A 25,307-nucleotide genomic window follows, 5' to 3' on the forward strand; every position below is an offset into this window, starting at 1 on the left:
CGCAGCATTACGCTTGCGCAGGACGATCCACCATCCGCAAAAAACCGCTGACTAATGCCTCTTTGCGCTCGAACGCCCTGGCGATTTCACTGACGACTTTACCGCTGCCGGCATTCTTCCAGGCAACGGAGAGCGGCGAAGGCTGGCGGGGGTTGGCGACCGCACGGGCCACCAGCGCGCCGGACTCCAGGTAAGCGCGACACATCCGTTCCGGCAAGAAGCCGACCCCCAGGCCGCTAAGATGGCAGGCCAGCTTGGTGCTGAGATCCGGCACCTTGATCTCTTTTTGCCCATTGAGCAGCCAGGCGACACGACGCGTCAGAGTCCGCGATGTATCTTCAATATTAATTGCCGGATAGCGGCGTAGCGCATCGTCGGAGAGCACCGCCGCGGGATGAGTGGCAAGGGGATGATTCTGCGCCACCACAAACTGCCAGCGAATATCGCCGAGCGGCAATAAAGAGATATTGTTGGACAGGGATTCCGAGCCGGTGACGCCAATCGCCAGCTGGAAATCGTCGTATAGCAAAGAGTCCCAGACTCCCATATAGACCTGGCGGGAAAGCTGAAAGCGGGTAAAGGGAAACTGCTGATGTAGCCAGGTCAGGAGATCCGCGGCGCTTTGCGGCTGATACAGAAGATTATTGATAACGATATTAACCTGTCTTTCGACGCCGGCATTAATCTGCTGGAGTTCATCGGGCATCACGTCGAGCCAGTTCAACCACTGCCGACAGTGCTCAAGCAGATGTTGCCCGGCCAGCGTCAGGCTTACCGATCGGGTCGTGCGTAAGAAGAGCTGCGTTGCCACCTGCTCTTCCAGCGTTTTGATACGATAGCTAATCGCCGCTGGCGTTTTGTGCAGCAGACTGGCCGCGCGGGAGAAACTCCCGGTCTCGGCGACCTGTATAAACGTGCGGATGGTTTCCTGATCGAGCATGCGTTCTCCTTGAATCCACTCTCTGTAACCAGTGCTGCGCGAATGCCATCCCCAGCAGGGTATCAGCCCCAGAAGTATGACCTACCGCCAGCAAACGCTGAATTGCCCGCTTGGGATCGCCTGTCGACTGCAGCCCGCGCATCACCTTAACCACCGGCAGCGAAAACTCGCCGCGCCTGGCGCTATTCAGATAGCTACAGCTTACCGAAGTTGTCAGCGAGGTAAGTTGATCCGCCGGGGGGATAAACGCGTGCAGGCGGTCAGAAAAACCGGCGCCGTACAGCATCGCCAACATCCCGGCGAGCATATCATCGCCGCTGGGGGTTAATCCCGGCCCGTTGCCAATCAGCCATCCCCAGTCCGGGAGATCGCCGCGCCGCCAGCGCTCAAGCTCGCCCATAATAGATGAATAAAACGGCATATCCGCCAGCGGCTGATTGAGCGCGGCGCATAGTCCGCTCTGGCATGAATAAGCCGAAAGATCGAGAGGAAACGAGCGGCCGACGGGAAAGCGAAGTTTGAGCGTTCGACGCGGGCGGATGGCGACTCCCGCCCCCCACAACAAGCGCCCTTGCTTAACCAGCCGCGGAAGATTATCCAACTGCGCAAACTCGGTGCTGCTAAATAGAATACCCGTCGGGCCAATACCTTTACCGTAGCGAAACAGCGTCAGCAAAGTCCCATCGGCGTGAACGAAATTAACCGCCTGTGAAAACTGACTATGGCGCTGCCACATGCCGTCGGCTAACTGTTCAAGGCCGGTACAGGCCAGCGCATTGAGGGTTTTCATCGGCGTCTCTCCGGGGCGGCAGCGCCGCCCCTCTCACGACTCAGGCAGTGATGTGGTGCAGTTCGGCCAACGCTTCCAGCGCTTTCTCAAAGCACAGCAGCGGCGCACGAACGGTTCCCGCCCCCACCTGGCCTATCCCCGCTTCGCGGTGGGCAATACCGGTATTGATAAGCGGCGTGATGCCGGTTTCCACGACCCGACGAACATCCAATCCCAGACAGGCGCCTTTGAAATCCCATGATGGGATCTGGAACAGCGGGTTGTTGGCAAGATAGATTTCAGACATCTCTTCCGATGTTTCCAGCGCCGCGCCCATGCCGCCAGCGCCGACGAAGCGCGTCACACCCGGTGCGGCAATCATCGCCGCGCCGCCGATCCCCAGCGTTTCGGTAATCGCGCTATCGCCGATGTCCGGGTTAGCATCCGCCTGGCTGTAGCCGGTGAAGAACAGCCCCTGCGGCGTATTCACCGGTGCGGTAAACCAGCGATCGCCGGTACCGCTGACGCGAATGCCGAACTCGCGGCCGTTGCGGGTCATGGCGGTCACCACCGAGCCGGCTTTGATTTCCGCCGCCGCATCCATCACCGCTTTGCTGTAAGCCATCGCCAGATTGAGGAAGAACTGATCGGTGACGCTGAGGAACTGCAGCACGGCGACAATTTCCGCCTTTGGCCGATCCAGGCCGGCAATGACCGGCGACAGCGTGCGCAGCAGCAGCGACGAGGCGGCGATATTACGCTGGTGGAACTCATCGCCCATGGTAATCGCCTGCGCCATCATCGCCGTCAGGTCAACGCCGTTTTCCATTCGTGACAGCGCCTCCTGCAGCACCGGCGCGAGCGTGTCGCGCATCCAGCGCAGACGCGTTTGCACATCCTCGCCGTAGGCGCCGAAGCGCATCACTTTGCCGATCCCTTCATTCAGGTTACAGCAGGATTGGTTACCATGAACCACATCGCGCACCACCAGCACCGGCATGTTCGCCGAGGTGATCCCGCCCATCGGCCCCACAGCGCCCACGTGGTGGCAAGGGATGAATTCCACCTCTCCCTGCTCCAGCATCCGCACGGCTTCTTCTTCGCTCGTCGCCCAGCCTTCAAACAACGATGCGCCGATACAGGCTCCGCGCATCGGCCCGGTCATCTCTTGCCAGGCGATTGGCGGCCCGGCGTGCAGTAATTTACGTCCAGAAGATAATTCAGCCACCGCCTCTTTCGCAGGACGGACGGCAACCCAATGCGGGCGCGCGGCTTTAATTCGTTCGATAATGGCTTCGTTAGCCTGTGCAATTGATGAGTACATATCCATACCTCTGAACTTAATGTAACTGCTTGAGTAAACTGGCGAGACGAGCGTTACCGCCGGCAACGGGCGCCCACTGATAATGCACTACCGGCGTACCGCTGCTTTGTAGATCCAGCGCGAAGCTGCGCAACCCGGCATTAATGACCTGTACGCCGTCGAGCAGCGGGTTATGCGCTGCCGATTCGCTCTGCGGCTGATGCTGCGTCAGGCTAACCGCCAATAGCGTCGCCTCTTCGAGGGTTTCGACCACCGCAACCCCGGCATCGCGCAGGATGGCTATCTGCTCGCTACGGCCCTGCGGGTCGGCATCGGTACCGGTCATGGTGGCGATAACTACCAACGGCGCGACACGTTTACGGCGAACCTGCTCGATGGCCTCAACCACCGCCCCGGCCGGATCAGCGCAGGCGCCATAGCCCAACACCACATCCAGCAACAGCACGCCAACTTCCGGCATTGCCGCCAGCTTCTCAATTTCAATGCTACGGGTGGTTGGGTCGATCATCGGATGCGGTCTGCCGAGGGTGTAACTATCGTCGCCAAGGTCGACAATGCGATGCCCGCCGGCTTCCAGCATCACGCCCTCGGCGTGGCTGTCGCTGACCGGCACTTCCAGATGATCGGAGAGCAGCATCGCGGCCTCGGCGGCAAGGGTACCGCCAGCGTACAGGCCATAAATCCCCTTGCCTGCAACCTGCGGCTGGCTCTGCCGCTGTTGCGCTACCCGCATCAGCAGTACCGCCAGCTGCGCGGCGTCCGCCAGCGAGTTCGCCAGCCAGACGTTGCCCTCGCGGCGCTGCTCGGCACGGCTGCCGAGGAACAGCGCCACCACCGGTTTATTCTGTTTTTGCATGGCGGCAATGATGCGGGCACGCACCTGTGGCGAAGGCGGTTTGGAGACAAAAGCGATAACCTGCGTCGCGCTATCGGCCGCCAGCATCTCCAGCGCGGTCAGGGCGCTGATGCCGCCGACTTCGGCGCTGAGATCGCGCCCGCCAAGGCCGATGGCGTGGCTAATTCCCTGTTGATGCAGCGCCACCTGCGAGGTGATTTCCTGGATCCCGGTCCCCGATGCGCCGATGACGCCAATTCCGCCCTGCGGTAAAACGTTGGCAAAGGCCAGTGGACTGCCGGCGATCATTGCCGTTCCGCAATCCGGTCCCATCACAATGAGCCCCTTCTCGCGAGCCAGCGTTTTCAGTTCAACTTCTTGCTCCAGCGGGACGTTATCGGAAAACAGCATCACGCTCTTATTGGCTAACAATCCCTCTTTCGCCACCCCGGCGGCGTACTCCCCTGCCACCGAAACCAGCAACAGATTCGCGTCCGGTAATTTCTGGCAGGCGCTCTCCCATCGCCGCGCCTTGACCAGCTGCGTTGAGCTGCCTGATGCATTAGCGATAGCGCTCAGCTCTTTCTCTAACTGTTCACGGATTAAATCGAGAATTTCCGGCTGCGCTTCCTGCGTGCGAACTGCGACACAAATATCGTTGGGCGTCGCCTCGGCGAAATCCGGATGCCAGAATCCGGTCGACTCCAGCATCGATTTATTCGCCGGGGTGCCCATCATGACCGAAACCTGATCCACTTCCGGGCGTTCACTTAATTTTCGGGAAATAATCATCAGGCTTACGGAATCCTGAAAGCTTCCCTTTTTAATAAAAGCGTAAATCATTACCGCTACCTCTTTATGTGCGTTTTTCTTTTAAAAACAGCATAGCGACCAGACCAATGACCAGCAGCGCCGCGGAAACATAAAAACTCGAAGCCAGACTGCCGGTAATATCGCGCGCCGCCCCTGCAATAATTGGCGCCAGAATCGATGAGCTCATCCCGATAAAATTAAATAAACCAAACGCGGTGCTGTAATTGGTTTCATCGACGCTATCGGCGACCAGCGCCACCAGCACCGGATCCAGCGCCAGTTTGCCAACCAGGCCATACACGCACAGCGCCACGATGACGCCGGTCATACTCGGCATCCAAATAATGGAAATCATGCTGGCAATCGCCACCGGCACGAGGAATAAAATTAACGGTTTGCGGCGACCTAATTTATCCGACAGCCCTGAGAACAACAGCGCGCCGGGAATAGAGATCCACGCGACCAGCGACGAAATAAATCCGGTTTCGCTACCGGCAATACCGCGCTCGTTTTGCAGATAATAAGGAAGCCAGGTCAGAATAACGAAGAAACCAAACAGGCTGCAGAACACCATGATATAGGTCAGAATTAAATTACGATTCTTCAACAGATCGCTAAATTTGCCTTTTTGTACCGGTTTGCCCTCGGCGTCGGCGGTGCGCTTTTTCTCTTTCACAAAGAGCCAGATAGCAACCCCTACCAGCACCGAAGGTATCGCCATGGCATAAAACGGCATCCGCCACGAGTAACCCTGGTCATAGACCAGCCAGCTGGAGGTCATCAGACCCAGCGCGATGCCAAAGGCCATTCCGCTATTGATAATCGCGCTGCCCAGCGAGCGAAATTTTTTCGGGATCTGCTCGGAAGACAAGCCGTACTGCGGGCCATAGTACGTCCCCTCGCCTGCGCCGGTGACCACGCGGGCAAACAGCAGCATATACCAGCTTTTTACCCAGCCGGTGACCGCGGTAAAAACGCCAAACAGAATAAACCCAGGCACCAGCACTTTTTTCTTACCAATTTTGTCCCCGAGGATCCCTGCCGGCACCTGTAGCAATGCATAAGAAAAATAGAATACGGAGTTGAGTACTCCTAATTGCGTTCCGCTTAAACCAAACTCTTTTTCCAGCTCACCCATCACCGGATTTAAAACCGTGCGATCGGCATACATAAATACCCAACCTAACCAGAAAAGAAATACCGTGACCCACCAGGCGGGTATTCCTTTTCTTTTGGTCACCTCGGTTACCTCATACGTTCCTGACATAAGCTATCTCCCGGCAATATTCACCTCAGGCCATCCCAGAGGATGGGTGAAGGATTGATGTTTTAACTCCGCTAACCATATCGGGGTAACCATGTATTTCATTTGAACAAAGTCACACAAAATCCATTGTTTTAAATTCCTAAAGACTGCTGACGAAATTATTAAAAAAAATCTAATAATCATCTTTAAAAACATTTAAATAAAACCAGCGAATATAATATTTATTAGTGAGATATTTTTTACTCTCGATAAAGTGGCGATCTCATCACATTACCTGGCCGCTAAAACGATATTTTTAGCGCACTTCTATAATTCAATGAGGTCATCATGAAAAAGAAAATCGTTATTGCGCTGGGTGGTAACGCACTGCTGCAGCGCGGAGAAGTGCTCAGCGCGGAAAATCAGCAGCGCAGCATTCAACTTTTTGCCCGGATGGCGGCGGAATTAGCCCGCGATTACCAACTGGTGATCGTGCACGGTAATGGCCCGCAGGTAGGATTGCTGGCGCTGCAAAACGCCGCCTATCAGGAATCTCCCGCCTGGCCGCTGGATATTCTGGTCGCGGAAAGTCAGGGGATGATAGGCTTCGCTATCGCTCAGGAACTGATGCAGTACGCCGGTGCGCCGGTCAGCACCCTGATGACGCGCGTAGAGGTGGCGGCAAATGATGACGCTTTCGCGGCGCCGGGGAAATATATTGGCCCGGTTTATCAGCCGCAGCAGCAGGCGGAGCTGGAAAAACGCTATGGTTGGCAGATGAAAGCGGATGGCGACTATATCCGTCGGGTGGTCCCTTCCCCCAGGCCGCTAAATATTGTTGATAGCGCGGCCATTCAGACGCTGATGGATGCCGGTCATCTGGTAATTTGCTGCGGCGGCGGCGGGATCCCGGTGGTTGCCGATACGCACGGTTACCGGGGAGTCGAAGCGGTTATCGATAAAGATTTGACGGCGGCGGCGCTTGCCAGCGCCATTCATGCCGACCACCTGCTGATACTGACGGATGCCGATGCGGTCTATGTTGATTGGGGGACGCCGCAGGCTCGCCCGTTACGTCAGGCCACCATTGCTACACTCGCGCCGTTTGCCGCGCCGGACGGCGCAATGGGGCCGAAGGCGGAAGCGGTCATTCAGTTTGTCAAACAGACCGGAAATAACGCCTTCATCGGCGCGTTAAAGGATGCGCCACAGATATTAGCCGGGGAAAAAGGCACCTGCGTAAGTCGCTAAAAAAAGGCTTCCCGCAGGAAGCCTTTTTTATGCCGGTAATGAAAGGAAACGCCGTTTCCCTTCGTTACGCTCGCAGCAAGCGAAATTACAGAACGTCGATCGCGTTCAGCTCTTTGAATGCCTGCTCCAGACGAGTCACCATAGAGGTCTGAGCGGCACGCAGCCATACGCGCGGATCGTAGTATTTCTTGTTCGGCTGGTCTTCGCCTTTCGGGTTGCCCAGCTGGCCCTGCAGGTAAGCTTCGTTCGCTTTGTAGTACTGCAGGATACCGTCCCAGGTCGCCCATTGGGTGTCGGTATCGATGTTCATTTTCACAACGCCGTAGCTGACGGAGTCTTTGATTTCCTGAGCGGAAGAACCGGAACCGCCGTGGAATACGAAGTTCAGGCTGTTGTGCGGCAGGTTGTGTTTCTTAGAAACATATTCCTGAGAGTCGCGCAGGATAGTCGGGGTCAGAACTACGTTACCCGGCTTGTAAACGCCGTGTACGTTACCGAAGGAAGCGGCGATGGTGAAGCGCGGGCTGATTTTGCTCAGCTCGGTGTACGCGTAATCAACGTCTTCCGGCTGGGTGTACAGTGCGGAAGCGTCCATGTGGCTGTTGTCCACGCCGTCTTCTTCACCGCCGGTGCAGCCCAGTTCGATTTCCAGAGTCATGCCCATTTTGGCCATACGAGCCAGGTACTTAGAGCAGATCTCGATGTTTTCGTGCAGGGACTCTTCAGACAGGTCGATCATGTGGGAAGAGAACAGCGGTTTGCCGGTGGCAGCGAAGTGTTTTTCACCCGCGTCCAGCAGGCCGTCGATCCACGGCAGCAGTTTCTTCGCGCAGTGGTCAGTGTGCAGGATAACCGGCACGCCGTAATGTTCAGCCATCTGGTGAACGTGATGCGCGCCAGAGATAGCGCCGAGGATAGCAGCACCCTGCGGAACGTCAGTTTTCACGCCTTTGCCCGCGATGAACGCAGCGCCGCCGTTAGAGAACTGAACGATAACCGGAGAACGAACTTTCGCAGCAGCTTCCAGAACGGCGTTGATGGAGTCAGTACCCACGCAGTTTACCGCTGGCAGAGCAAAGTTGTTTTCTTTAGCTACCTGGAACACTTTCTGAACGTCGTCGCCAGTGATGACGCCCGGTTTTACGAAATCAAAAATTTTAGACATGTTACTTAGTCCTGTATCTGTATCTTCGACCGTTGAAGAAGGTTCGCGAGCTGTACAAAATTGTACGTTAGCGCGCTGAAAAACAGGCGGGTTTCCCCGCCTGAACTAAATTACTGCTTAGCGCGCTCTTCGAGCATTGCTACTGCCGGCAGAACTTTGCCTTCCACGAATTCGAGGAATGCGCCGCCGCCAGTGGAGATGTAGGAGATTTTGTCAGCGATGCCGAACAGGTCAATCGCCGCCAGGGTGTCACCGCCGCCTGCGATAGAGAAACCTTCGCTGTCTGCGATAGCATTAGCGACAATTTCAGTACCTTTACGGAAGTTCGGGAATTCGAATACGCCAACCGGGCCATTCCACAGGATGGTTTTGGCATTTTTCAGGATATCAGCCAGCTTCTGAGCGGAAACGTCGCCGAGGTCCAGAATCTGCTCGTCATCTTTGATGTCGTTAACGGATTTCAGGGTCGCGGTGGCGGTTTCAGAGAACTCGGTAGCGACGCGAACGTCAGTCGGAACCGGGATATCGCAGGTGCTCAGCAGGCGCTTAGCTTCGTCAACCAGGTCCGCTTCGTACAGGGATTTACCAACGTTGTGGCCTTGAGCGGCAACGAAGGTGTTAGCGATACCGCCGCCAACGATCAGCTGGTCAGCGATTTTGGACAGAGAGTCGAGAACGGTCAGTTTGGTGGAAACTTTAGAACCGCCAACGATAGCAACCATCGGACGAGCCGGCTCTTTCAGCGCTTTACCCAGCGCGTCGAGTTCAGCGGCCAGCAGCGGGCCTGCGCAAGCGACATCGGCGAATTTACCGATACCGTGGGTGGAAGCCTGAGCGCGGTGCGCGGTACCGAAAGCGTCCATGACGAATACGTCGCACAGCGCAGCGTATTTCTTAGACAGTTCTTCGTCGTCTTTTTTCTCGCCTTTGTTGAAGCGAACGTTTTCCAGAACCACCAGTTCACCGGCAGCAACGTCAACGCCATCCAGGTAATCTTTAACCAGACGAACCGGGTTAGACAGTTTGTCTTTCAGGTAATTAACAACCGGCAACAGAGAGAATTCTTCGTTGTACTCGCCCTCGGTCGGACGACCCAGGTGAGAAGTAACCATTACTTTAGCACCCTGTTTCAGCGCCAGTTCGATGGTCGGCAGGGAGGCGCGGATACGCGCGTCGCTGGTCACTTTGCCATCTTTAACCGGTACGTTCAGATCAGCACGGATGAAAACGCGTTTACCAGCCAGATCCAAATCGGTCATCTTAATTACAGACATGGTGAATCCTCTCGTTGATTCTTGATAAAGTTTTGCAAGCGCCGCAGCGCCTTACCTGAAACCTTGCGCAGCCATCGCTAACGTCGTGTCGAGCATTCGGTTAGCAAAGCCCCATTCGTTATCGCACCAGACCAACGTTTTGATCAGATGCGCGCCACTGACCCTGGTTTGCGTACCATCAACGATGGCGCTGTGCGGGTCGTGGTTAAAATCTGTCGAGACCAACGGTAATTCCGTATAGTCAACTATACCATGAAATGCTCCCTGTGCTGCTTTTTGCAGCAACTGGTTGACTTCACAGGCCTTTACCGGTTTTTTCACCGTCACGCTCAGGTCTATTGCGGTGACGTTAATCGTCGGTACACGTACCGCGATCGCCTCAAAACGGTCGTTAAACTGCGGGAAAATACGGGTGATCCCCGCCGCAAGTTTAGTATCAACCGGAATAATTGACTGGCTGGCCGCACGGGTGCGCCGCAGATCCGGATGATAGGCATCGATCACCTGCTGGTCGTGCATCGCGGAGTGGATTGTCGTGACCGTTCCTGACTCAATGCCGTAGGCATCATCTAGCAGTTTAATGACCGGAATAATGCAGTTGGTCGTGCAGGAGGCGTTGGAGACAATGCGGTGCTCCGCGCGCAGTTCATCATGGTTGACGCCGAAGACTACCGTTGCGTCGAGATCGTTGCCGCCAGGATGTGAAAAGAGCACTTTCTTCGCGCCAGCCTGAAGATGGGCTTCGCCATGTTCACGGCTACCGTATACGCCGGTACAGTCCAGCACCACATCCACCGCCAGCTCCTGCCAGGGCAGCGCGGCGATAGAAGGCTCATGCAGTAGACGAATGACGTCATCGCCGACATACAGCTGTTCCCGCTCCTGGCGAACATCCCAAGAAAAACGGCCATGGCTGGTGTCGTACTTCAATAAATGCGCGATGCCTGCGGCATCCGCCAGTTCATTGATCGCCACCACGGTGATTTCCGCACGACGCCCGGATTCATACAAAGCGCGAACCACGTTGCGTCCTATGCGACCGAAGCCATTAATCGCGATGCGTATGGTCATAGGTCTCCTGCAAGGTTATCCCTGATTTGAGGTGGCTGACAGAGTAATCCAGCAACGCCTTTAGGGGAACCTTACCTGTCGCAAACTGCGACTGATTGATTAATTGTCGAACATTTATACGACTGAAACGCTTCAGCTAGAATAAGCCAAAGTCGGAATAAAAGGAATGTTTGTCCAGAGCAATAAACCAGCTATATGACTTGCGTCACATTTTCTTTGGAATAATTTACAGGGTAGTTACATGTTCGAGGAATAGTGCCTACAAAAAAACCGGGTGGCGAGATAAAAGCAAAACGGTAACCCAGGGGTTACCGTTTTTGGTGTTCACACCCTCTCCTGTGGGAGAGGGTTGAGGTGCGGGCATCAGCCCGCACCGTACCAGCGATTACAGCAGTGCTTTCGCTTTGGCAACAACGTTGTCAACGGTGAAGCCAAACTCTTCAAACAGCTGCTCAGCCGGCGCAGACTCACCGAAGGTGGTCATGCCAACGATGGCGCCGTTCAGGCCAACGTATTTGAACCAGTAGTCCGCGATACCGGCTTCTACCGCTACGCGGGCAGAAACGGCTTTCGGCAGTACGGATTCACGATAGGCCGCATCCTGCTTGTCGAACGCGTCGGTGGACGGCATGGAGACCACGCGCGCCTTCACGCCTTCGGCGGTCAGTTTGTCCCACGCGGCAACCGCCAGTTCCACTTCTGAACCGGTGGCGATGAAGATCAGTTCCGGCTGGCCGGCGCAATCTTTCAGCACATAACCGCCGCGGGCCACATTTGCCAGCTGCTCTTCGGTACGCTCCTGCTGCGCCAGGTTCTGACGGGAGAGGATCAGCGCGGTCGGGCCGTCCTGACGCTCTACGCCATATTTCCACGCAATCGCGGATTCAACCTGGTCACACGGACGCCAGGTGGACATGTTCGGCGTGACGCGCAGGGAAGCCACCTGCTCTACCGGCTGGTGAGTCGGGCCATCTTCGCCCAGACCGATGGAGTCATGGGTGTAGACCATCACCTGACGCTGTTTCATCAGCGCCGCCATACGTACCGCGTTACGCGCATACTCGACGAACATCAGGAAGGTAGAGGTGTACGGCAGGAAACCGCCGTGCAGCGCGATACCGTTGGCAATCGCGGTCATACCGAATTCACGTACGCCGTAATGGATGTAGTTACCGGCGGTGTCTTCGTTGATCGGCTTAGAGCCAGACCACAGAGTCAGGTTGGACGGCGCCAGGTCAGCAGAACCGCCGAGGAATTCCGGCAGCAGCGGGCCAAACGCTTCAATGGCGTTCTGCGATGCTTTACGGCTGGCGATCTTCGCCGGGTTCGCCTGCAGCTTAGCGATGAACTCGTTAGCTTTCGCGTCGAAGTCAGACGGCATTTCGCCTTTCATACGACGGGTGAATTCGGCTGCTTCCTGCGGGAAGGCTTTAGCGTAGGCGGCAAACTTCTCATTCCACGCGGCTTCTTTCGCCTGGCCGGCTTCTTTCGCATCCCACTGCGCATAGATGTCAGACGGGATTTCAAACGGAGCGTATTTCCAGCCCAGCGCTTCGCGGGTCAGTGCGATTTCCGCGTCGCCCAGCGGCGCGCCGTGGGAATCATGGGTGCCTGCTTTGTTCGGCGAACCGAAGCCGATGATGGTTTTGCACATCAGCAGGGACGGTTTGTCGGTGACCGCGCGCGCTTCTTCTACCGCGCGTTTGATGGCGTCAGCGTCGTGACCGTCAACGCCGCGCACCACGTGCCAGCCGTAGGCTTCAAAGCGTTTCGCGGTATCGTCGGTGAACCAGCCTTCAACGTGGCCATCGATGGAGATGCCGTTGTCATCATAGAACGCCACCAGTTTACCCAGTTTCAGGGTACCAGCCAGGGAGCACACTTCGTGAGAAATGCCTTCCATCATGCAGCCGTCGCCCATGAAGGCGTAGGTGAAGTGATCAACGATGTCGTGCCCTGGACGGTTAAACTGCGCCGCCAGCGTTTTTTCCGCGATAGCCATACCGACTGCGTTAGCGATACCCTGACCCAGCGGGCCGGTGGTGGTTTCCACGCCTGCGGTGTAGCCGACTTCCGGGTGGCCCGGAGTCTTAGAGTGCAGCTGACGGAAGTTTTTCAGTTCTTCAATCGGCAGATCATAACCGGTGAGGTGCAGCAGGCTGTAAATCAGCATGGAGCCGTGGCCGTTGGACAGCACGAAACGGTCGCGGTCGGCCCAGGACGGGTTCTGCGGGTTATGGTTCAGGAAATCACGCCACAGGACTTCGGCAATGTCAGCCATGCCCATCGGGGCGCCAGGGTGGCCGGATTTGGCTTTCTGTACAGCGTCCATGCTCAGCGCACGAATAGCGTTGGCAAGCTCTTTACGTGAGGACATTTTGACTCCAGTTCGGATGTTATAAGGCCATGCCCTTAACGACTTGACGAGAGCGCGTTTTGGGCTACGCCGGAAAAAAGTGTGAACAATGTAACCCAAGCGACAAAGCATGTACATGGAGCATCCTTTTGCCCATTAAGAAATCTCTGGAACACGTTGTGCTGCCACGGAATCCACTCGCCCGGATCATGAGATACTATTTATACTTTGCACAGGACGAGGCGGGTCCGTCGTCGCCCATTATTCAGATAAAAAACCATAAGATTGTGGAAGATAAAAATGAAAATTCGCTCAACCCTTCTTGCCTTCGGGATCGCAGCAACATTAACCGGATGTCAGAACATGGACTCCAACGCCCTGCTGAGCTCGGGCGCGGAAGCATTCCAGGCCTACTCTCTTAGCGACGAACAGGTAAAAACCTTAAGCGACCAGGCGTGTAAAGAGATGGACGCCAAAGCTACTATTTCTCCGGCCAGCAGCGAGTACAGCAAACGCCTGAGCAAGATTGCCGCCGCGCTGGGCGATAACATCAACGGCCAGCCGGTCAACTATAAGGTTTATGAAACAAAAGACGTCAACGCCTTCGCGATGGCCAACGGCTGCATCCGCGTTTATAGCGGCCTGATGAACCTGATGAACGATAATGAAGTGGAAGCGGTTATCGGCCACGAAATGGGCCACGTTGCGTTGGGCCACGTGAAGAAAGGCATGCAGGTCGCGCTGGGCACCAACGCCGTGCGCGCGGCGGCGGCCTCCGCTGGCGGCATCGTCGGCAGCCTGTCTCAGTCGCAGCTGGGCGATCTCGGCGAAAAACTGGTGAACTCGCAGTTCTCCCAGCGCCAGGAGTCGGAAGCGGACGACTACTCTTACGACCTGCTGCGTAAACGCGGCATCAATCCATCGGGACTGGCCACCAGCTTCGAAAAACTGGCCAAGCTGGAAGCCGGCCGTCAGAGCTCCATGTTTGACGATCACCCGGCATCGGAAGCCCGCGCGCAGCATATTCGCGATCGCATGAAGGCCGACGGTATTAAATAAGCGACAGCGGGAGGCATTATTGCCTCCCTTTTTTATATACCCGTAAAAATATTTAGCCGCATCAATTGATAATTTAAGCGCACAAACCGTTAATTATTATCACAGCGCATCACAGCCAATTATTTTATGCCCGGCGATTCAGAAATATATTATTTGGTAAATTAAAAAGGCCGCACACTATCTGGCTTCCAGAATCGTCTTTAGCCGAATAATAAATAGTCCACCCCTTACTACCTGGCGCACGGCTCATGCGCCATACAGCCTGTTTCCGGCTGCAATAACTGCTCACACAATGATTGCTTTCGACATTATTTCAGGACAATATCTGACTGGCAGTGATTCCCATGAATATATCGACAGACAGAGAAGTGCCCTCAGTGAAAAAAGAATTACCATTACTCGCACTTGGCATTATTGCCGCCGCGCCGGCTTTCGCCAGCCAACAATCTACCAGTCAGGGCTTTATTGAAGACAGCCACCTCGATCTCTTTTTACGTAACGCTTATATCAAACGCGATTATCGCGATGGTTTGCCGGATAAAGCCGAATGGGGTCAGGGTATCATCGCTACCTTCGAGTCCGGCTTTACTCAAGGGCCGGTCGGCTTCGGCGTTGACGGCATTGCGCAGTACGCCGTGCGCCTCGACGGCGGCCGCGGCCGCAGCGGCGCGGGCGGTATCGACTTTTTCGCCCAGGATGATGATGGCCGCGCGAAGTCCGATTTAGCAAAATTTGGCGCTACCGCTAAAATGCGCTTCTCGAATACCGTTCTCAGCTACGGCAGCCAGCGCCCGATGCTGCCTATCGTCTACGCCGATGACTCGCGGCTGCTGTATGAGAGCTATACCGGTACCATGCTGACCTCAAGAGAAATCGACGGCCTGGAAATTAACGCCGGGTATCTCACCGATCAGCAGCGCAAAAGCGACGACAGCCACAACAGCGGCCTGAAAAGCCTGGCCTTTGGCGGCGCCAGCTATCAATTCAACGACCAGCTCAGCGGCGCGCTATACGCTTCACACGTCGAGGACGTGCTGAATAAGCAGTATCTCGGCCTGAACTACAAGCAGCCGTTCGCCGCCGACCAGCAGTTGATTGTTGACTTCAATGGCTATAACTCGCGCTTAGATCAAGAATATGCCGACGCCAATGACACCGGGCGCAGCAACAGCATCTGGAGCCTGGCCGCCAGCTATATCTGGGATATTCATACCTTTAAAGTCGCTTACCAGCAAAGCAGCGGCAGCACCGGCTACCACTACGGTGGGTATCAGAATCAGGGCGGCGTCGGCGATGGCGGCAACACCATCTGGCTGGCTAACTCCTACTGGTCCGATTTTAACGGCGAGGATGAGCGTTCCTGGCAGGCCTCCTATGGCCTGGATTTTGCCGGACTGGGTGTACCGGGCCTGAGCTGGACCACCGCCTACGTTCGCGGCGATAACATTAAAACCGCCGAGACCAGCAACGGTAAAGAACACGAATGGTTCAACCAGGTACAGTACCAGGTGCAAAACGGCATGGCGAAAGATTTGAAATTGAGACTACGCTATTCGGTGCTGCGCGTTTCCAGCAACGCCAGCGACTATAACGTCAGCGGTAATGAGGTGCGGTTCTACGTCGAATATCCGTTTAACGTATTTTAACCGTGTAATGAACCCTCTCCTGCGGGCCGGCCCTCTCCCGGCGCGCAGGAGCAACCGTCCGGCGCCTTGATTAACCCCCTGTGCCGTGCGGTACCCTCTCCCCGGAAGGGAGAGGGTTGGGGTCACTGGATTATCATTAATACAGCGTCTTCTGCGGCGGGCCGGCAAAGCGCAGCGCGCCAATCTGGCCCATTTTCACTTCCACCACCGATGGCCCCGGCATCGCCAGCGCTTCGGTCATCACCGCCTGGAAATCCTCCGCCCGTTCCACGCTCCACGCCTGCAGGCCAATCGCCTGCGCCAACAGGGTAAAGTCCGGCGTGTGCAGCTCGTTGTAATACTGGCGGCCGCCGAAGTACTTATCCTGAATACCGCGCATCACGCCGTAGCCGCCATCGTTCATAATCAACAGCGTTACGTTGGCCTTCTCCTGCGCCAGGGTCGCCAGTTCGCCAAGGTTGAGGCTCAGGCCGCCGTCGCCGACCAGGCCGACCACTTTCCGTTGCGGATTGGCAATCGCGGTGCCCACCGCCATCGGTAGCCCCATACCGATGGCTCCGGCCAGAGAATGGATATTCATCAGCGGGCCGTGAGCGCGGAACAGGCGGCTGCCCCACAGGCTGCCGGAGACGGTAATATCGCGCACCAGAATGCCATCATCGGGCAGCGCCTGCGCAATCGCGTCATTCAATTTAGCGTAAGCGCCGCACTGGTCGCGCAGCCCCTGCTCCGCCGCCTCTACCGCCGCTTTAAGCTGGCTATCCCAACGCGTATCGCCCCACATCCGGCCCTGCACCCGCGCTGCCAGCGCCGCTAATAGCGCCCGGCAATCCGCCACCAGGGTATTGTCCATTAAGTAGTTACGGCTGGCCGCCGCCGGGTCGATATCAATCTGCACCCGCGGCGTGGGCAGTTCCAGCGTCCACGAGCGCGTTTCGTTGCTGCGCAGCCGGGAACCGGCCACAAGTGTGAAATCACATTGTGAAATCAGCGCTTCAACCGAGGGAGAATTATGAAACGCGCGCAGGCTGGCCCGATGGCTGTCCGCCAGAATGCCGCGGCCGTGGGTACTGGAAATCACCGTCACCCCGGCATCCGCCAGCGTCTTCACCGCCTCGCCGCTCTCTAACGCGCCGCCGCCAAGCCACAGCAGCGGCTGCTTCGCCTGCTTAAGCTGCGCCCACAGCGTATCGACCAGCGACGCTTCCGGCTCAACCGCCGGAGCGCGTTTCAACGGCGCGGTCAGCAGTGAAAGCGGAATTTTGGCGCTCTGAATATCGATGGGGATTTCCACCGATACCGGGCCGCACGGCGGCGTTTGCGCCTCCTGAATCGCCTTATGCAGGATAGCAACCGCCTGGTTGGCGTTGCTAATGCGGTAAGCGCGCTTCGAACTGGCTTTCAGGAAGGTCAACTGATCGCGGGTTTCATGAATAAAACCGGTGTCGGCGTCCAGCCAGGCTTTTTCGACCTGTCCGGTCAGGTGTAGCAGCGGCGTACCGGCGTTCATCGCCTCAACCAGCGCGCCGACCGCATTACCCGCGCCCGCGCCGGTACTGGTCAGCGCCACGCCGAGCCCTGAAAAACGGCCGTGGGCGTCAGCCATGGTCACCGAGCCCGCTTCGCCGCGCGCCGGAACAAAGCGGATTTTTTCCCGCTGGCCGACGGCATCAGCGATCGGCAGGTTATGGATAGAAATGACGCCATAAATGGCTTCAACGTGATACTGCTCCAGCGTTCTGGCGATGGCATCGCCGACGGTTATCATTTCGCTCATTGCTCACCCTTTCTCAGTCGCACCAGTGGTTGACGCTATTACCCGTCGCCAGATAAATGCTCTTTTGTTGCATCCAGGCTTTCAGCCCCTGGATCCCTTTTTCGCGGCCCAGACCGCTCTCTTTAAAGCCCCCAAACGGGGTCGAAATGGAGAAAACTTTGTAGGTATTGATCCACACCGTACCGGCTTCCAGTTGCTCGCTCAGACGCAGCGCGCGGCCGGTATCGCGCGTCCAGATCCCCGCCGCCAGCCCGAAGACCGAATCATTGGCCTCGCGGATCAACGCCGCTTCATCGTGAAAACGCATCGCCACCAGCACCGGCCCGAAGATCTCTTCCTGGCATACGCGGGCCTGGTTGTTCAGCCCTTCAATGATGGTCGGCAGGAAATAGCTCCCCGCCGCCAGCGCCGGATCCGCCGGGATCTCGCCGCCGCATAGCACGCTGCCGCCTTCGCGTTTCGCCAACGCGACGTACTCCAGCACGCTCTGACGGTGTTTATCGTTGATCAGCGGCCCGACGTGGGTGCCAGCGCTGAACGGATGACCAACCCGCAGTCCTTGGGTTAACTCCAGCAGGCGGGCCATTAATTGTGGATACACTTTGTCATGGACAAACAGACGCGAGCCGGCAATGCAGGCCTGACCGCCGGAGCTGAAAATGCCGTAGCAGATGCCCCGCGCCGCCTGTTCGATATCGGCATCTTCCAGCACGATGGTCGGCGATTTGCCGCCCAGCTCCAGCGACGCCGGGATCAGCTTTTCCGCCGCCACGTGCGCCAGGTGACGCCCGGTGGTAGTGCCGCCGGTAAAGGAAATTTTGCGCACCTTAGGATGGCGGGCTAGCGCATCGCCGATAATCGATCCTTTACCCGGCAGCACGCTCAGCAGTCCGGCGGGTAAACCGGCCTGCTCAAAGATCTTCGCCAGTTCCAGCGCCATGAGCGGCGTGGCTTCCGCCGGTTTGAGGATCACCGCATTTCCGGCGGCGATCGCCGGGGCCACCTTCTGCATTTCGCTGGCGATCGGCGAGTTCCACGGCGTGATCGCCGCCACCACGCCCAGCGGCTCATAGCGGCTCAGGGTCAATAGTTCCGCCTGCCGCGGCGTCGGCAGCTCGCCTTCAAGCAGTTCACAGGCGGCGGCAAAATAGCGCGCTGTGCCCGCCGCGCTCATCACCAGCCCTCGCGCTTCCGCCAGCGGTTTACCGTTATCGCGGCTCTGCTTTTGGGTGAGCGCATCAAGCTGTGCTTCAATCAGATCGGCAACCTTATGCAGGATCTTCGCCCGCTGATGCGGCAGCATCGTCCGCCACGTTGGCTCCCGCCAGGCGCGGTCGGCGCAGTCGACCGCCTCCTGTAAATCATCGAGGCTTGCCGCATGCAGCGCCGCGTTAATAGCGCCATCCGCCGGAAACTGGCTGTGCATCAAATTGCCGCCGCCGCGACGCCACTGGCCGCCGATAAAAATGTCTAATTCGTCCATCTCAGCCTCTCTGCGTTATGCCAGTTCACGGCAGGCGCGTACCGCGCTCAGTGCCGCGAGGGTCGATGTTTTCGGATTGCTGGCGAGCGGCAGGCCGCTCAGCTCCAGGTGAAACTCGCCGAACAGTCCTTCGGCGTGTAGCGTATGGGTGTTGCGTTGCGTCGCCGGATCGACCATCAGCTGTACCCGGGTCGCGTCAAGGCCGATACCGCCCAGCGCGATGGTTGCCGCCACGTTGGCATTTGCCGGGAATAGCCGCGCCGCCTCGCGGGCGCTGCCTTCAAAGAAAATTTGCGCTTCATTGACCGCGCTGAGGTCGATAAGCTGTTCGGCATAGCTGCCGCGCCAGCTAGCCGGGCTTTTACGCGACTGATAGGTCACTCGTTCAAGCCCCCCCTCTTTCGCCGCCGCCAGGCCGTCAATCCCGGCGACTGCGCCAGCCAGCAGCGTCAGCCTGCCGCCCGCCTGGCGTAAACGCTGTTCCAGTTCGCTGTCCGCCAGCGCGCCGGTGGAGATCACCGCCAGATGCCAGCCGCGCGCCAGCACCGCTTCGCCGTACTGCGCGACCGCCTGCTGGCTGGCGCATTCCAGCACCAGATCCGGCGTCTCTTCGCACTGCAGCGGATCGGTAAGCGGCGTCACCGTGTGGCCGAACTGCTGGCGGATCGCCGCATGATGCGATTCGCGGGCGACGATCCAACCCAACGTCACCTGCGGCGGCAGGCGTTCAATCACCGCCTGGGCCATCGCGCCATAGCCGATTAACATGACCTTTTTCATCATCTTTCCTTACAGATGGCGGCAGAAACCGCCGGAAACGTCCAGCGCCGCGCCGGTGGTAAAGGAGGCCAGCGGCGAAGCGAGGAACAGCAGCGCCTGCGCCGGCTCCTGCGGCTTACCAAGACGCGCCATCGGGATCCCACGCTTGCGGGCAATATCCGCGGTCCACTGCGGCCAGCTCTGGCTCTTATCGCTGCGGTTTTCGAAACGGCGCTGCCACTGCCCGGATTCGACCATCCCCAACAGGATGGAATTCACGCGGATGCCTTTGCCGACCAGCTCTTTAGACAAAGTCAGCGTCATATTGAGCAGCGCGGCACGGGCAGCAGAGGTGGCAATCATGTGCTCTTCCGGCTGCAGCGCCAGCAGCGAGTTCACGCAGGTAATCGAGGCGATATCCGACTGCTCAAGCTGCGGCTGGAAAGCCTTTACCGGGTTAATCACGCCGAACAGTTTCAGTTCGGCTTCGTGCAGCCAGGCCTCGCGCGGCGTATCGGCGAAGTGGGCGACATAGCCCTGCCCGGCGTTATTAATCAGCATGTCGGCGCCGCCGAAACGCGCGGCGACCGCGTCAGCGAAGGCCTGAACTTCCGCTTCATTCAGTACGTCGCAGCGCCAGGAGAACACCTCGCCTTCTGGATATTCGTTTTGCAACGCCGCATGGGCGCTGGCCAGCCGATCCGGGTTGCGGCCGCAAAAGGCGACCTTCGCCCCTTCGCCCAGCAGCAGGCGCAGCGTTTCAAAGCCGATCCCTGACGAGCCGCCGGTGACTACCGCGACGCGTCCTTCAATTTGTGCATTCATCGCGCACCTCTTCCCCTATGCGTAAAAGCTGTTGATTAAAAAAGGTTTCGTTATCGAGATAGCTGGCATGTCCAGCCTGCGGGATGGCGATGTAAGGGGCGCCGTAACGCAGCGCCACTCCCTGTACCAGCTCCGGTTGGGTAATGGCATCCTGCTCGCCGCACCACACCGAGAGACGACCGCGATAGTCGGCGAGCCAGCGGTGGATGTCGTCATGCGCCAGCATCCAGGCGGCGGCGAGGTAACCTTCGCTACGCAGCCTGCACATGCCTGCCGCCACCGTCGCCACATCGGCTTCGCGCGCGCCGGGGCGCAGCAGTTTTGCCGCCCGCCCCTGCGCCATCGCCTCGCCGCCCAGCGCCATCTGCTGTTGACGTCCCTGCCAGACTTTTTCCCGCTGTGCGGCTTCCGCCTGGCCGTATCCCTGCGCGACGTCGGCGAGTACCAGATAAAGCACCCGCTGCGGGTATTTCGCGGCGAAGGCGGCCGCCACCAGCGCGCCCAGCGAATGGCCGACCAGTATGGTTTGCTCTACTCCAGCGCGGTCCAGCATTCGCGCCAGCGTGTCGGCGTAATCACCAGCATCCGCCGGCGTTGCCGCCAGCATCGGGCTCTCGCCATAACCGGGCATATCCCAGGCCAGCACACGGTAGCCGGGAAGCGCCATCTGTTTATGCCAGGAGGCCGCGCCGGAACTGATGCCGTGCAGCAGCGTCAGCGGAATGCCGCTTCCTTGTTCACGAAAACCCGTCATCATCGCCCCTTAGTTACGTTTTACTTTTGCCAGCGGATGATCTTCCGGGTAGGTCGGAATATGCGGCTTATGGGTGCCGAGCATCACGCACATCAGCGCCTCTTCTTCGCCGTGGTTAAACAAACCGCGGTAGATTCCAGGCGGTACCGAGATCAGATCGCGTTCTCGCAGCACGGTTTCGGTATAGTTGTCGCCGTCCTGAATCATCAGGGTGATCTGCCCTTTGAGCATGAAGAACACCTCTTCTACGTCATCATGCAGGTGCAGCGGGCCTTCACATTTGGACGGCAGCACCATGGTGGAGAAGGTGAAGTGCTCGGCCGGAACGGTGTTGGTATCACTGGCGACGCCGGTGGCGCCGGTACCGATGTAGCGCATCTGCGCGCGGCGATATTTCGGATCAAAATCGGCCTGGAATTTCAGCGCATTCCAGTCGTATTTACGGCCTTCAAAGCGCGCGATACGCGACTCCACCCACTCTTCCATCGTCAGATGGTCAGGTTTCAGACTCTGTTTTGCAGTTACGGTTGAATCAGTCATCGTTTTATCCTCAGTAACGTCTCAGCAGCGGCAGTAACAGAGCGCAGCCCACCGCCGCCATCACCGCCAGAAAAATCAGCCCGGAATCCATGCTATGGGTGAAGGCGATAAGCGCGCCCATCACCGCCGGCGATAGCGCCCCGGCAAAGTTTCCCAGCCCGTTGAAAATCCCGCCCGCCGTGGCGCTGACCCGTGGATGGGTCGCTTTAGCCAGCAGCGCGAAAATGTTTGGCGCGCCGGTGCCCCACATAAAGGTGCTAAAGCTCATCGCCGCGATCACCGGCAACGGCGCGCTAAAATGCATCACCGCCGCCAGCCCGATTCCGGCGCCCGCCAGGGAAATAAAGCAGGCGGCGGCGCGCTTATCGACGCGGTCGGACAGCCAGGCGCCAATAATTTCGCCTAGCAGCATGGCGATAAACGGCATCGACGACAGCCAGCCGGCGTGTTCCAGATGAATGCCTTTGCCTTTAATCAGGTAGCCCGGCAGCCAGCCGTTGATCCCCCACAGATAGGCGAGAAAGGCGATATTGAAGATGCAGATCATCCAGAAATGCGGACTCACGAAGAGCTCGCGCCGCGCGCTGCGGCGCGCTTCCTGCGACGTTTTATCGCTGCCGACTTTCGCCTCCAGCTGCACGCCGCGCAGCCCGATGCGCACAAAAATCAGCACCGGTACCGTCAGCATCGCCATCACGAAAAAGGTGCTCTGCCAGCCGAAGGTATTGAGTAGCCAAATTGACAGCGGGAAACCCAGCGCCGCGCCAACCGGCGTGCCGAGCAGCCACAGCATGGTGGCGCGGGCCTGTAGCCGCTGCGGGAAGGTGTGGCGCACCACGGCGAACGCCAGCGGGAACAGCGGCCCTTCAGCGATGCCCAACAGGATGCGCAGCGTCACCATCAGCGCGTAGTTGTGGGTGAAGCCCATGATCACCATCAGGATGCACCACACCACCATCATTCCAGTTAGCAAGCGCAGCGGCGCAATCCGGTCGCCAAGGCCGCTTAATAACACTGACGAGAAGCCGTAGCTCAGCAAAAAGGCGCTCATCAGAATACCCAGCCGGGTGGTATCGAAATCGATCCCCATCGCCTGCTGGAAGTGGCTATCGGAAAACAGCGCGGCGATACTGATTTTGTCGAAAAACGCCAGCAGTACGCAGGCCAGCAGCGACAGCGGAATGGCCCAACGAACCGCCTTTTCAGGCGTGCGGACGCCCTCGCCGCTCGCCTCAGCAGGCGCGGCGTTAGTCTCTAATGTGGTCATTTCTCCCCCTTAAGGGTTCGCGTTAATTATCGCAATGACATCAGCGAGAAAGTCGGGTCAGCGAGCGGGACGTCAGAGAGATCCCTCCCCGCCGCCATCCAGCGCTTCGCCAGCTTCACGGTACGTGCATTATTGAAGGCCACCAGCTGCGTTAAACGTCCATCGGCGTTCAGCGAGAAGTAGAGCGCGCCCTGCGGCTCGTCACGCACGATGGTGCGGCTGCCCGCCTGCGGGATCCCAAGGATCTGAATATTGCGATCGTATTGATCCGACCACAGCCACGGCGCCTCGTCGTAGCCGCTGGCCTGCGGATCGAGCATCGCTTTCGCCGTCGCGATGGCCTGATTTTGCGCAAAGGCCCACGACTGAATGCACAGGCCGTATTGATGGTGCTGAGCGACATCGCCGGCGGCGAAAATCGCCGGATCGCTGCTGCGCCCCTGGGCATCAACGACAATCCCGCGTTCGACAGTGAGCCCGGCATCGCGCGCCAGTTCGAGATTCAGATCGACGCCGATCCCCACCACCACCGCATCGAAGGTTTCCCGTTGGCCATCGCAGTGCAGCGTCGGCAGGCCGTTATCATCTTCCAGCTCCAGCGCGCCGCAGCCGCGGCGAATATCAACGCCCTGCCCGCGATGCAACTCATCCAGGGCCTGCGAGACCTCCATACTGACCGAGCGCATGCACAGCGCCGGCTGCTGTTCATAAAGGGTCACGGCTACGCCGCTTTTGCGCGCCGAGGCGGCGATTTCGAGGCCAATCCAGCCGCCGCCGACGATCGCCAGCCGCGTTGCCGATGCCAGCCGCTGCTTCAGACGCTGCGCGTCCTGCCAGTGGCGCAGGGTATACACCTGCGGATGCTGCGCCCAGGCCTCGGACGGCAGCCGCGCGCGGCCGCCGGTGGCGATCAGTAGTTGGTCGTACGCCAGCGTTTCGCCGTTGCTCAGCGCCAGGGTTTTATTTTGCCGATCGATCGATTCCGCGCGCAGCGGGCGATACCAGCGCAGATCCAGCGCCTGCTGCGCCTCGGCGCTGAATAACCGCGGCAGCGCCGGTTCGGCCTCCAGCAATGCCGCTTTCGACAGCGGCGGGCGCTCGTAAAAATCCCATTGCTCTTCGGCAACCACGCAAATCTCGCCGCTAAACCCTTCATCACGCAGCGTTTTCGCCGCCCAGCCGCCAGCCTGGCCGCCGCCGATAATGACTATCCGCGCCGTCATACCGCCTCCGGTTTTTTCTGCTGGCGACGGGTATCGTGATCGATACCGCCTTCCACCGCCCATTCGGTAAAGGACACGAGTGAATGCTCAAGCTCGCGCGGCTGCCAGTTTTCCGTCAGATAGTCATCGTTGGTGTAGTACTCAAAAGCGCCGCCGGTCGGGCTGTTGACATACCAGAAGTAGGCCGAGGAGACCGGATGGCGGCCGGGGCCGATAAACGTGCTCCAGGCGTTTTTATTCATCGCAATACCGCCGCCGATCACTTCGTGTATATCACGTACGGTAAACGCGACGTGGTTAAGTCCACGTTTACGGTTGGGCAACTGCAATAAGAAGAGGTTATGGTGGCCGCCGCGTACGCCGCAGCGCAGGAACACCGCGCGATTGATATAGCGGTCTGAAACCTGGAAGCCGAGTACTTCGCGATAGAAACTTTCCACCGCCGCCAGTTCTTCCACGAAGAACACCACGTGGCCGACGTTAATCGGCTGCGCGCGGTCGTACACCGGGCTCGGGGTGTCGATGCGACGCACATCGCCCCACTGGTTGATCGGTTCAACGTTCAGTTCAACCGCCGTTTGCTGGCTAACCTGCACCCGCAGCGTCATACCGTTAGGGTCGCGGCACTCCAGCGCGCCGTCGATTTCACGGAAGCCGGGCTGGCGTTCCAGCTTCGGGCGCAGCGCATCCAGCGCCGCCCGATCCGCCACGCCCCAGGTCATGCGACGCAGAGTGTTGCCCGCCTCAAAGGCTGGCGGGAGATCGGCGGCATCGGTCGGGTTAAGTTCGACCCGCGCGCCGCTGAGGGTGGTAAACGCGCGGCCGCTGGCGTCGCCGGTCAGGCCAAAATCGCGCATAAATTTGGCGCTGTGGCTCAGGTCATCTACGCCAAATTCCAGCTTTTCAATTCCGGTAATACTCATTATTCGT

At 58.2% G+C, this 25,307-nt stretch carries 21 protein-coding genes; 3 read left to right on the forward strand and 18 right to left on the reverse strand.

The window, feature by feature from the left end; genetic code table 11:
* Window positions 1-7: 7 nt before the first annotated feature.
* The 5 genes from allS to PGR79_RS06590 are packed head-to-tail and all read right to left on the reverse strand — an operon-like array spanning window position 8 to window position 5,948.
* Window positions 8-940 (reverse strand): HTH-type transcriptional activator AllS, encoded by a 933-nt coding sequence (gene allS, locus PGR79_RS06570; protein ID WP_032706364.1) that lies wholly within the window; start codon window positions 938-940, stop codon window positions 8-10.
* Window positions 840-1,730, reverse strand: a complete 891-nt coding sequence (locus PGR79_RS06575) for a DUF2877 domain-containing protein (protein WP_395226615.1) — start codon at window positions 1,728-1,730, stop codon at window positions 840-842. The genes allS and PGR79_RS06575 overlap by 101 nt, the downstream gene beginning before the upstream one ends.
* A 40-nt stretch (window positions 1,731-1,770) precedes the next feature.
* Window positions 1,771-3,033, reverse strand: coding sequence for a DUF1116 domain-containing protein (locus tag PGR79_RS06580; protein ID WP_063415661.1), 1,263 nt, complete (start codon window positions 3,031-3,033; stop codon window positions 1,771-1,773).
* 16 nt (window positions 3,034-3,049) lie between these two features.
* Complete coding sequence (locus tag PGR79_RS06585; RefSeq protein WP_113373030.1) at window positions 3,050-4,711, reverse strand: acyl-CoA synthetase FdrA; 1,662 nt, start codon at window positions 4,709-4,711, stop codon at window positions 3,050-3,052.
* A 13-nt stretch (window positions 4,712-4,724) separates the two neighbouring features.
* Complete coding sequence (locus tag PGR79_RS06590) at window positions 4,725-5,948, reverse strand: MFS transporter (protein ID WP_308958123.1); 1,224 nt, start codon at window positions 5,946-5,948, stop codon at window positions 4,725-4,727.
* A gap of 327 nt (window positions 5,949-6,275) precedes the next feature.
* Between PGR79_RS06590 and PGR79_RS06595 the strand changes: the two genes are divergently transcribed.
* Window positions 6,276-7,178 (forward strand): carbamate kinase, encoded by a 903-nt coding sequence (locus tag PGR79_RS06595; RefSeq protein ID WP_087859765.1) that lies wholly within the window; start codon window positions 6,276-6,278, stop codon window positions 7,176-7,178.
* An 85-nt stretch (window positions 7,179-7,263) separates the two neighbouring features.
* Here PGR79_RS06595 and fbaA read toward each other — a convergent pair whose 3' ends face one another.
* The 4 genes from fbaA to tkt form a co-directional block, all read right to left on the reverse strand.
* Window positions 7,264-8,343: a class II fructose-bisphosphate aldolase gene (fbaA, locus tag PGR79_RS06600; protein WP_004144748.1), complete on the reverse strand. Its 1,080-nt coding sequence runs from the start codon at window positions 8,341-8,343 to the stop codon at window positions 7,264-7,266.
* Window positions 8,344-8,453: 110 nt separating this feature from the next.
* Window positions 8,454-9,617 (reverse strand): phosphoglycerate kinase, encoded by a 1,164-nt coding sequence (pgk, locus tag PGR79_RS06605; RefSeq protein ID WP_087859766.1) that lies wholly within the window; start codon window positions 9,615-9,617, stop codon window positions 8,454-8,456.
* 51 nt (window positions 9,618-9,668) lie between these two features.
* Window positions 9,669-10,688, reverse strand: a complete 1,020-nt coding sequence (gene epd, locus PGR79_RS06610; protein WP_015369761.1) for an erythrose-4-phosphate dehydrogenase — start codon at window positions 10,686-10,688, stop codon at window positions 9,669-9,671.
* 385 nt (window positions 10,689-11,073) lie between these two features.
* Entirely contained in the window at window positions 11,074-13,065 is a 1,992-nt protein-coding gene (gene tkt / locus PGR79_RS06615; protein ID WP_213793561.1) for a transketolase, read from the reverse strand.
* A 279-nt stretch (window positions 13,066-13,344) separates the two neighbouring features.
* On the opposite strand from tkt, the gene PGR79_RS06620 reads away from it, so the two are divergent.
* A complete protein-coding gene (locus PGR79_RS06620; RefSeq protein WP_015369758.1) occupies window positions 13,345-14,103 on the forward strand; it encodes a M48 family metallopeptidase in 759 nt (252 codons plus the stop codon).
* 377 nt (window positions 14,104-14,480) lie between these two features.
* Window positions 14,481-15,749 (forward strand): OprD family outer membrane porin, encoded by a 1,269-nt coding sequence (locus PGR79_RS06625; protein ID WP_108684058.1) that lies wholly within the window; start codon window positions 14,481-14,483, stop codon window positions 15,747-15,749.
* A gap of 136 nt (window positions 15,750-15,885) precedes the next feature.
* Here the strand turns inward: PGR79_RS06625 and PGR79_RS06630 are convergent, their stop codons facing one another.
* From PGR79_RS06630 to PGR79_RS06670, 9 genes are read right to left on the reverse strand one after another with little or no spacing between them, the layout of a single operon-like run.
* Window positions 15,886-17,526, reverse strand: a complete 1,641-nt coding sequence (locus PGR79_RS06630; RefSeq protein ID WP_430921303.1) for a thiamine pyrophosphate-binding protein — start codon at window positions 17,524-17,526, stop codon at window positions 15,886-15,888.
* Window positions 17,527-17,539: 13 nt separating this feature from the next.
* Window positions 17,540-19,009 carry an aldehyde dehydrogenase gene (locus PGR79_RS06635; protein ID WP_430921305.1) on the reverse strand — a complete coding sequence of 490 codons (1,470 nt, stop codon included), beginning with the start codon at window positions 19,007-19,009 and terminating at the stop codon, window positions 17,540-17,542.
* A 15-nt stretch (window positions 19,010-19,024) separates the two neighbouring features.
* The gene (locus PGR79_RS06640) at window positions 19,025-19,789 is read right to left on the reverse strand and encodes an aspartate dehydrogenase (protein ID WP_049053886.1); all 765 of its coding nucleotides are present in this window, start codon (window positions 19,787-19,789) and stop codon (window positions 19,025-19,027) included.
* Between the two features lie 9 nt (window positions 19,790-19,798).
* Window positions 19,799-20,593, reverse strand: coding sequence for an SDR family oxidoreductase (locus PGR79_RS06645; RefSeq protein WP_430921307.1), 795 nt, complete (start codon window positions 20,591-20,593; stop codon window positions 19,799-19,801).
* Window positions 20,577-21,347 carry an alpha/beta fold hydrolase gene (locus tag PGR79_RS06650; protein WP_430921309.1) on the reverse strand — a complete coding sequence of 257 codons (771 nt, stop codon included), beginning with the start codon at window positions 21,345-21,347 and terminating at the stop codon, window positions 20,577-20,579. The genes PGR79_RS06645 and PGR79_RS06650 overlap by 17 nt, the downstream gene beginning before the upstream one ends.
* A gap of 9 nt (window positions 21,348-21,356) precedes the next feature.
* On the reverse strand, window positions 21,357-21,887 hold the full coding sequence (locus tag PGR79_RS06655; protein ID WP_004152888.1) for a cupin domain-containing protein: 531 nt from the start codon (window positions 21,885-21,887) through the stop codon (window positions 21,357-21,359).
* A 10-nt stretch (window positions 21,888-21,897) separates the two neighbouring features.
* A complete protein-coding gene (locus tag PGR79_RS06660) occupies window positions 21,898-23,154 on the reverse strand; it encodes an MFS transporter (RefSeq protein ID WP_015703444.1) in 1,257 nt (418 codons plus the stop codon).
* A gap of 26 nt (window positions 23,155-23,180) precedes the next feature.
* Entirely contained in the window at window positions 23,181-24,377 is a 1,197-nt protein-coding gene (locus PGR79_RS06665) for an NAD(P)/FAD-dependent oxidoreductase (protein WP_015703445.1), read from the reverse strand.
* Window positions 24,374-25,300, reverse strand: coding sequence for a VOC family protein (locus PGR79_RS06670; RefSeq protein WP_113373037.1), 927 nt, complete (start codon window positions 25,298-25,300; stop codon window positions 24,374-24,376). The genes PGR79_RS06665 and PGR79_RS06670 overlap by 4 nt, the downstream gene beginning before the upstream one ends.
* Window positions 25,301-25,307 lie beyond the last annotated feature (7 nt).

Source organism: Klebsiella sp. 141161 (genome assembly GCF_050600815.1).
Classification (GTDB): Bacteria; Pseudomonadota; Gammaproteobacteria; order Enterobacterales; family Enterobacteriaceae; genus Klebsiella; species Klebsiella aerogenes.

Bases quoted from the DNA above. Each gene is read 5' to 3' on its own strand.
- PGR79_RS06655 (WP_004152888.1), bottom strand. From the start codon at position 21,887: ATGACTGATTCAACCGTAACTGCAAAACAGAGTCTGAAACCTGACCAT.
- PGR79_RS06630 (WP_430921303.1), bottom strand. From the start codon at position 17,526: ATGAGCGAAATGATAACCGTCGGCGATGCCATCGCCAGAACGCTGGAG.
- PGR79_RS06620 (WP_015369758.1), top strand. From the start codon at position 13,345: ATGAAAATTCGCTCAACCCTTCTTGCCTTCGGGATCGCAGCAACATTA.
- epd (WP_015369761.1), bottom strand. From the start codon at position 10,688: ATGACCATACGCATCGCGATTAATGGCTTCGGTCGCATAGGACGCAAC.
- PGR79_RS06580 (WP_063415661.1), bottom strand. From the start codon at position 3,033: ATGTACTCATCAATTGCACAGGCTAACGAAGCCATTATCGAACGAATT.
- tkt (WP_213793561.1), bottom strand. From the start codon at position 13,065: ATGTCCTCACGTAAAGAGCTTGCCAACGCTATTCGTGCGCTGAGCATG.
- PGR79_RS06635 (WP_430921305.1), bottom strand. From the start codon at position 19,009: ATGGACGAATTAGACATTTTTATCGGCGGCCAGTGGCGTCGCGGCGGC.
- PGR79_RS06595 (WP_087859765.1), top strand. From the start codon at position 6,276: ATGAAAAAGAAAATCGTTATTGCGCTGGGTGGTAACGCACTGCTGCAG.
- PGR79_RS06670 (WP_113373037.1), bottom strand. From the start codon at position 25,300: ATGAGTATTACCGGAATTGAAAAGCTGGAATTTGGCGTAGATGACCTG.
- PGR79_RS06660 (WP_015703444.1), bottom strand. From the start codon at position 23,154: ATGACCACATTAGAGACTAACGCCGCGCCTGCTGAGGCGAGCGGCGAG.
- pgk (WP_087859766.1), bottom strand. From the start codon at position 9,617: ATGTCTGTAATTAAGATGACCGATTTGGATCTGGCTGGTAAACGCGTT.
- PGR79_RS06645 (WP_430921307.1), bottom strand. From the start codon at position 20,593: ATGAATGCACAAATTGAAGGACGCGTCGCGGTAGTCACCGGCGGCTCG.
- PGR79_RS06585 (WP_113373030.1), bottom strand. From the start codon at position 4,711: ATGATTTACGCTTTTATTAAAAAGGGAAGCTTTCAGGATTCCGTAAGC.
- PGR79_RS06665 (WP_015703445.1), bottom strand. From the start codon at position 24,377: ATGACGGCGCGGATAGTCATTATCGGCGGCGGCCAGGCTGGCGGCTGG.
- PGR79_RS06650 (WP_430921309.1), bottom strand. From the start codon at position 21,347: ATGACGGGTTTTCGTGAACAAGGAAGCGGCATTCCGCTGACGCTGCTG.
- PGR79_RS06640 (WP_049053886.1), bottom strand. From the start codon at position 19,789: ATGAAAAAGGTCATGTTAATCGGCTATGGCGCGATGGCCCAGGCGGTG.
- allS (WP_032706364.1), bottom strand. From the start codon at position 940: ATGCTCGATCAGGAAACCATCCGCACGTTTATACAGGTCGCCGAGACC.
- PGR79_RS06590 (WP_308958123.1), bottom strand. From the start codon at position 5,948: ATGTCAGGAACGTATGAGGTAACCGAGGTGACCAAAAGAAAAGGAATA.
- PGR79_RS06575 (WP_395226615.1), bottom strand. From the start codon at position 1,730: ATGAAAACCCTCAATGCGCTGGCCTGTACCGGCCTTGAACAGTTAGCC.
- fbaA (WP_004144748.1), bottom strand. From the start codon at position 8,343: ATGTCTAAAATTTTTGATTTCGTAAAACCGGGCGTCATCACTGGCGAC.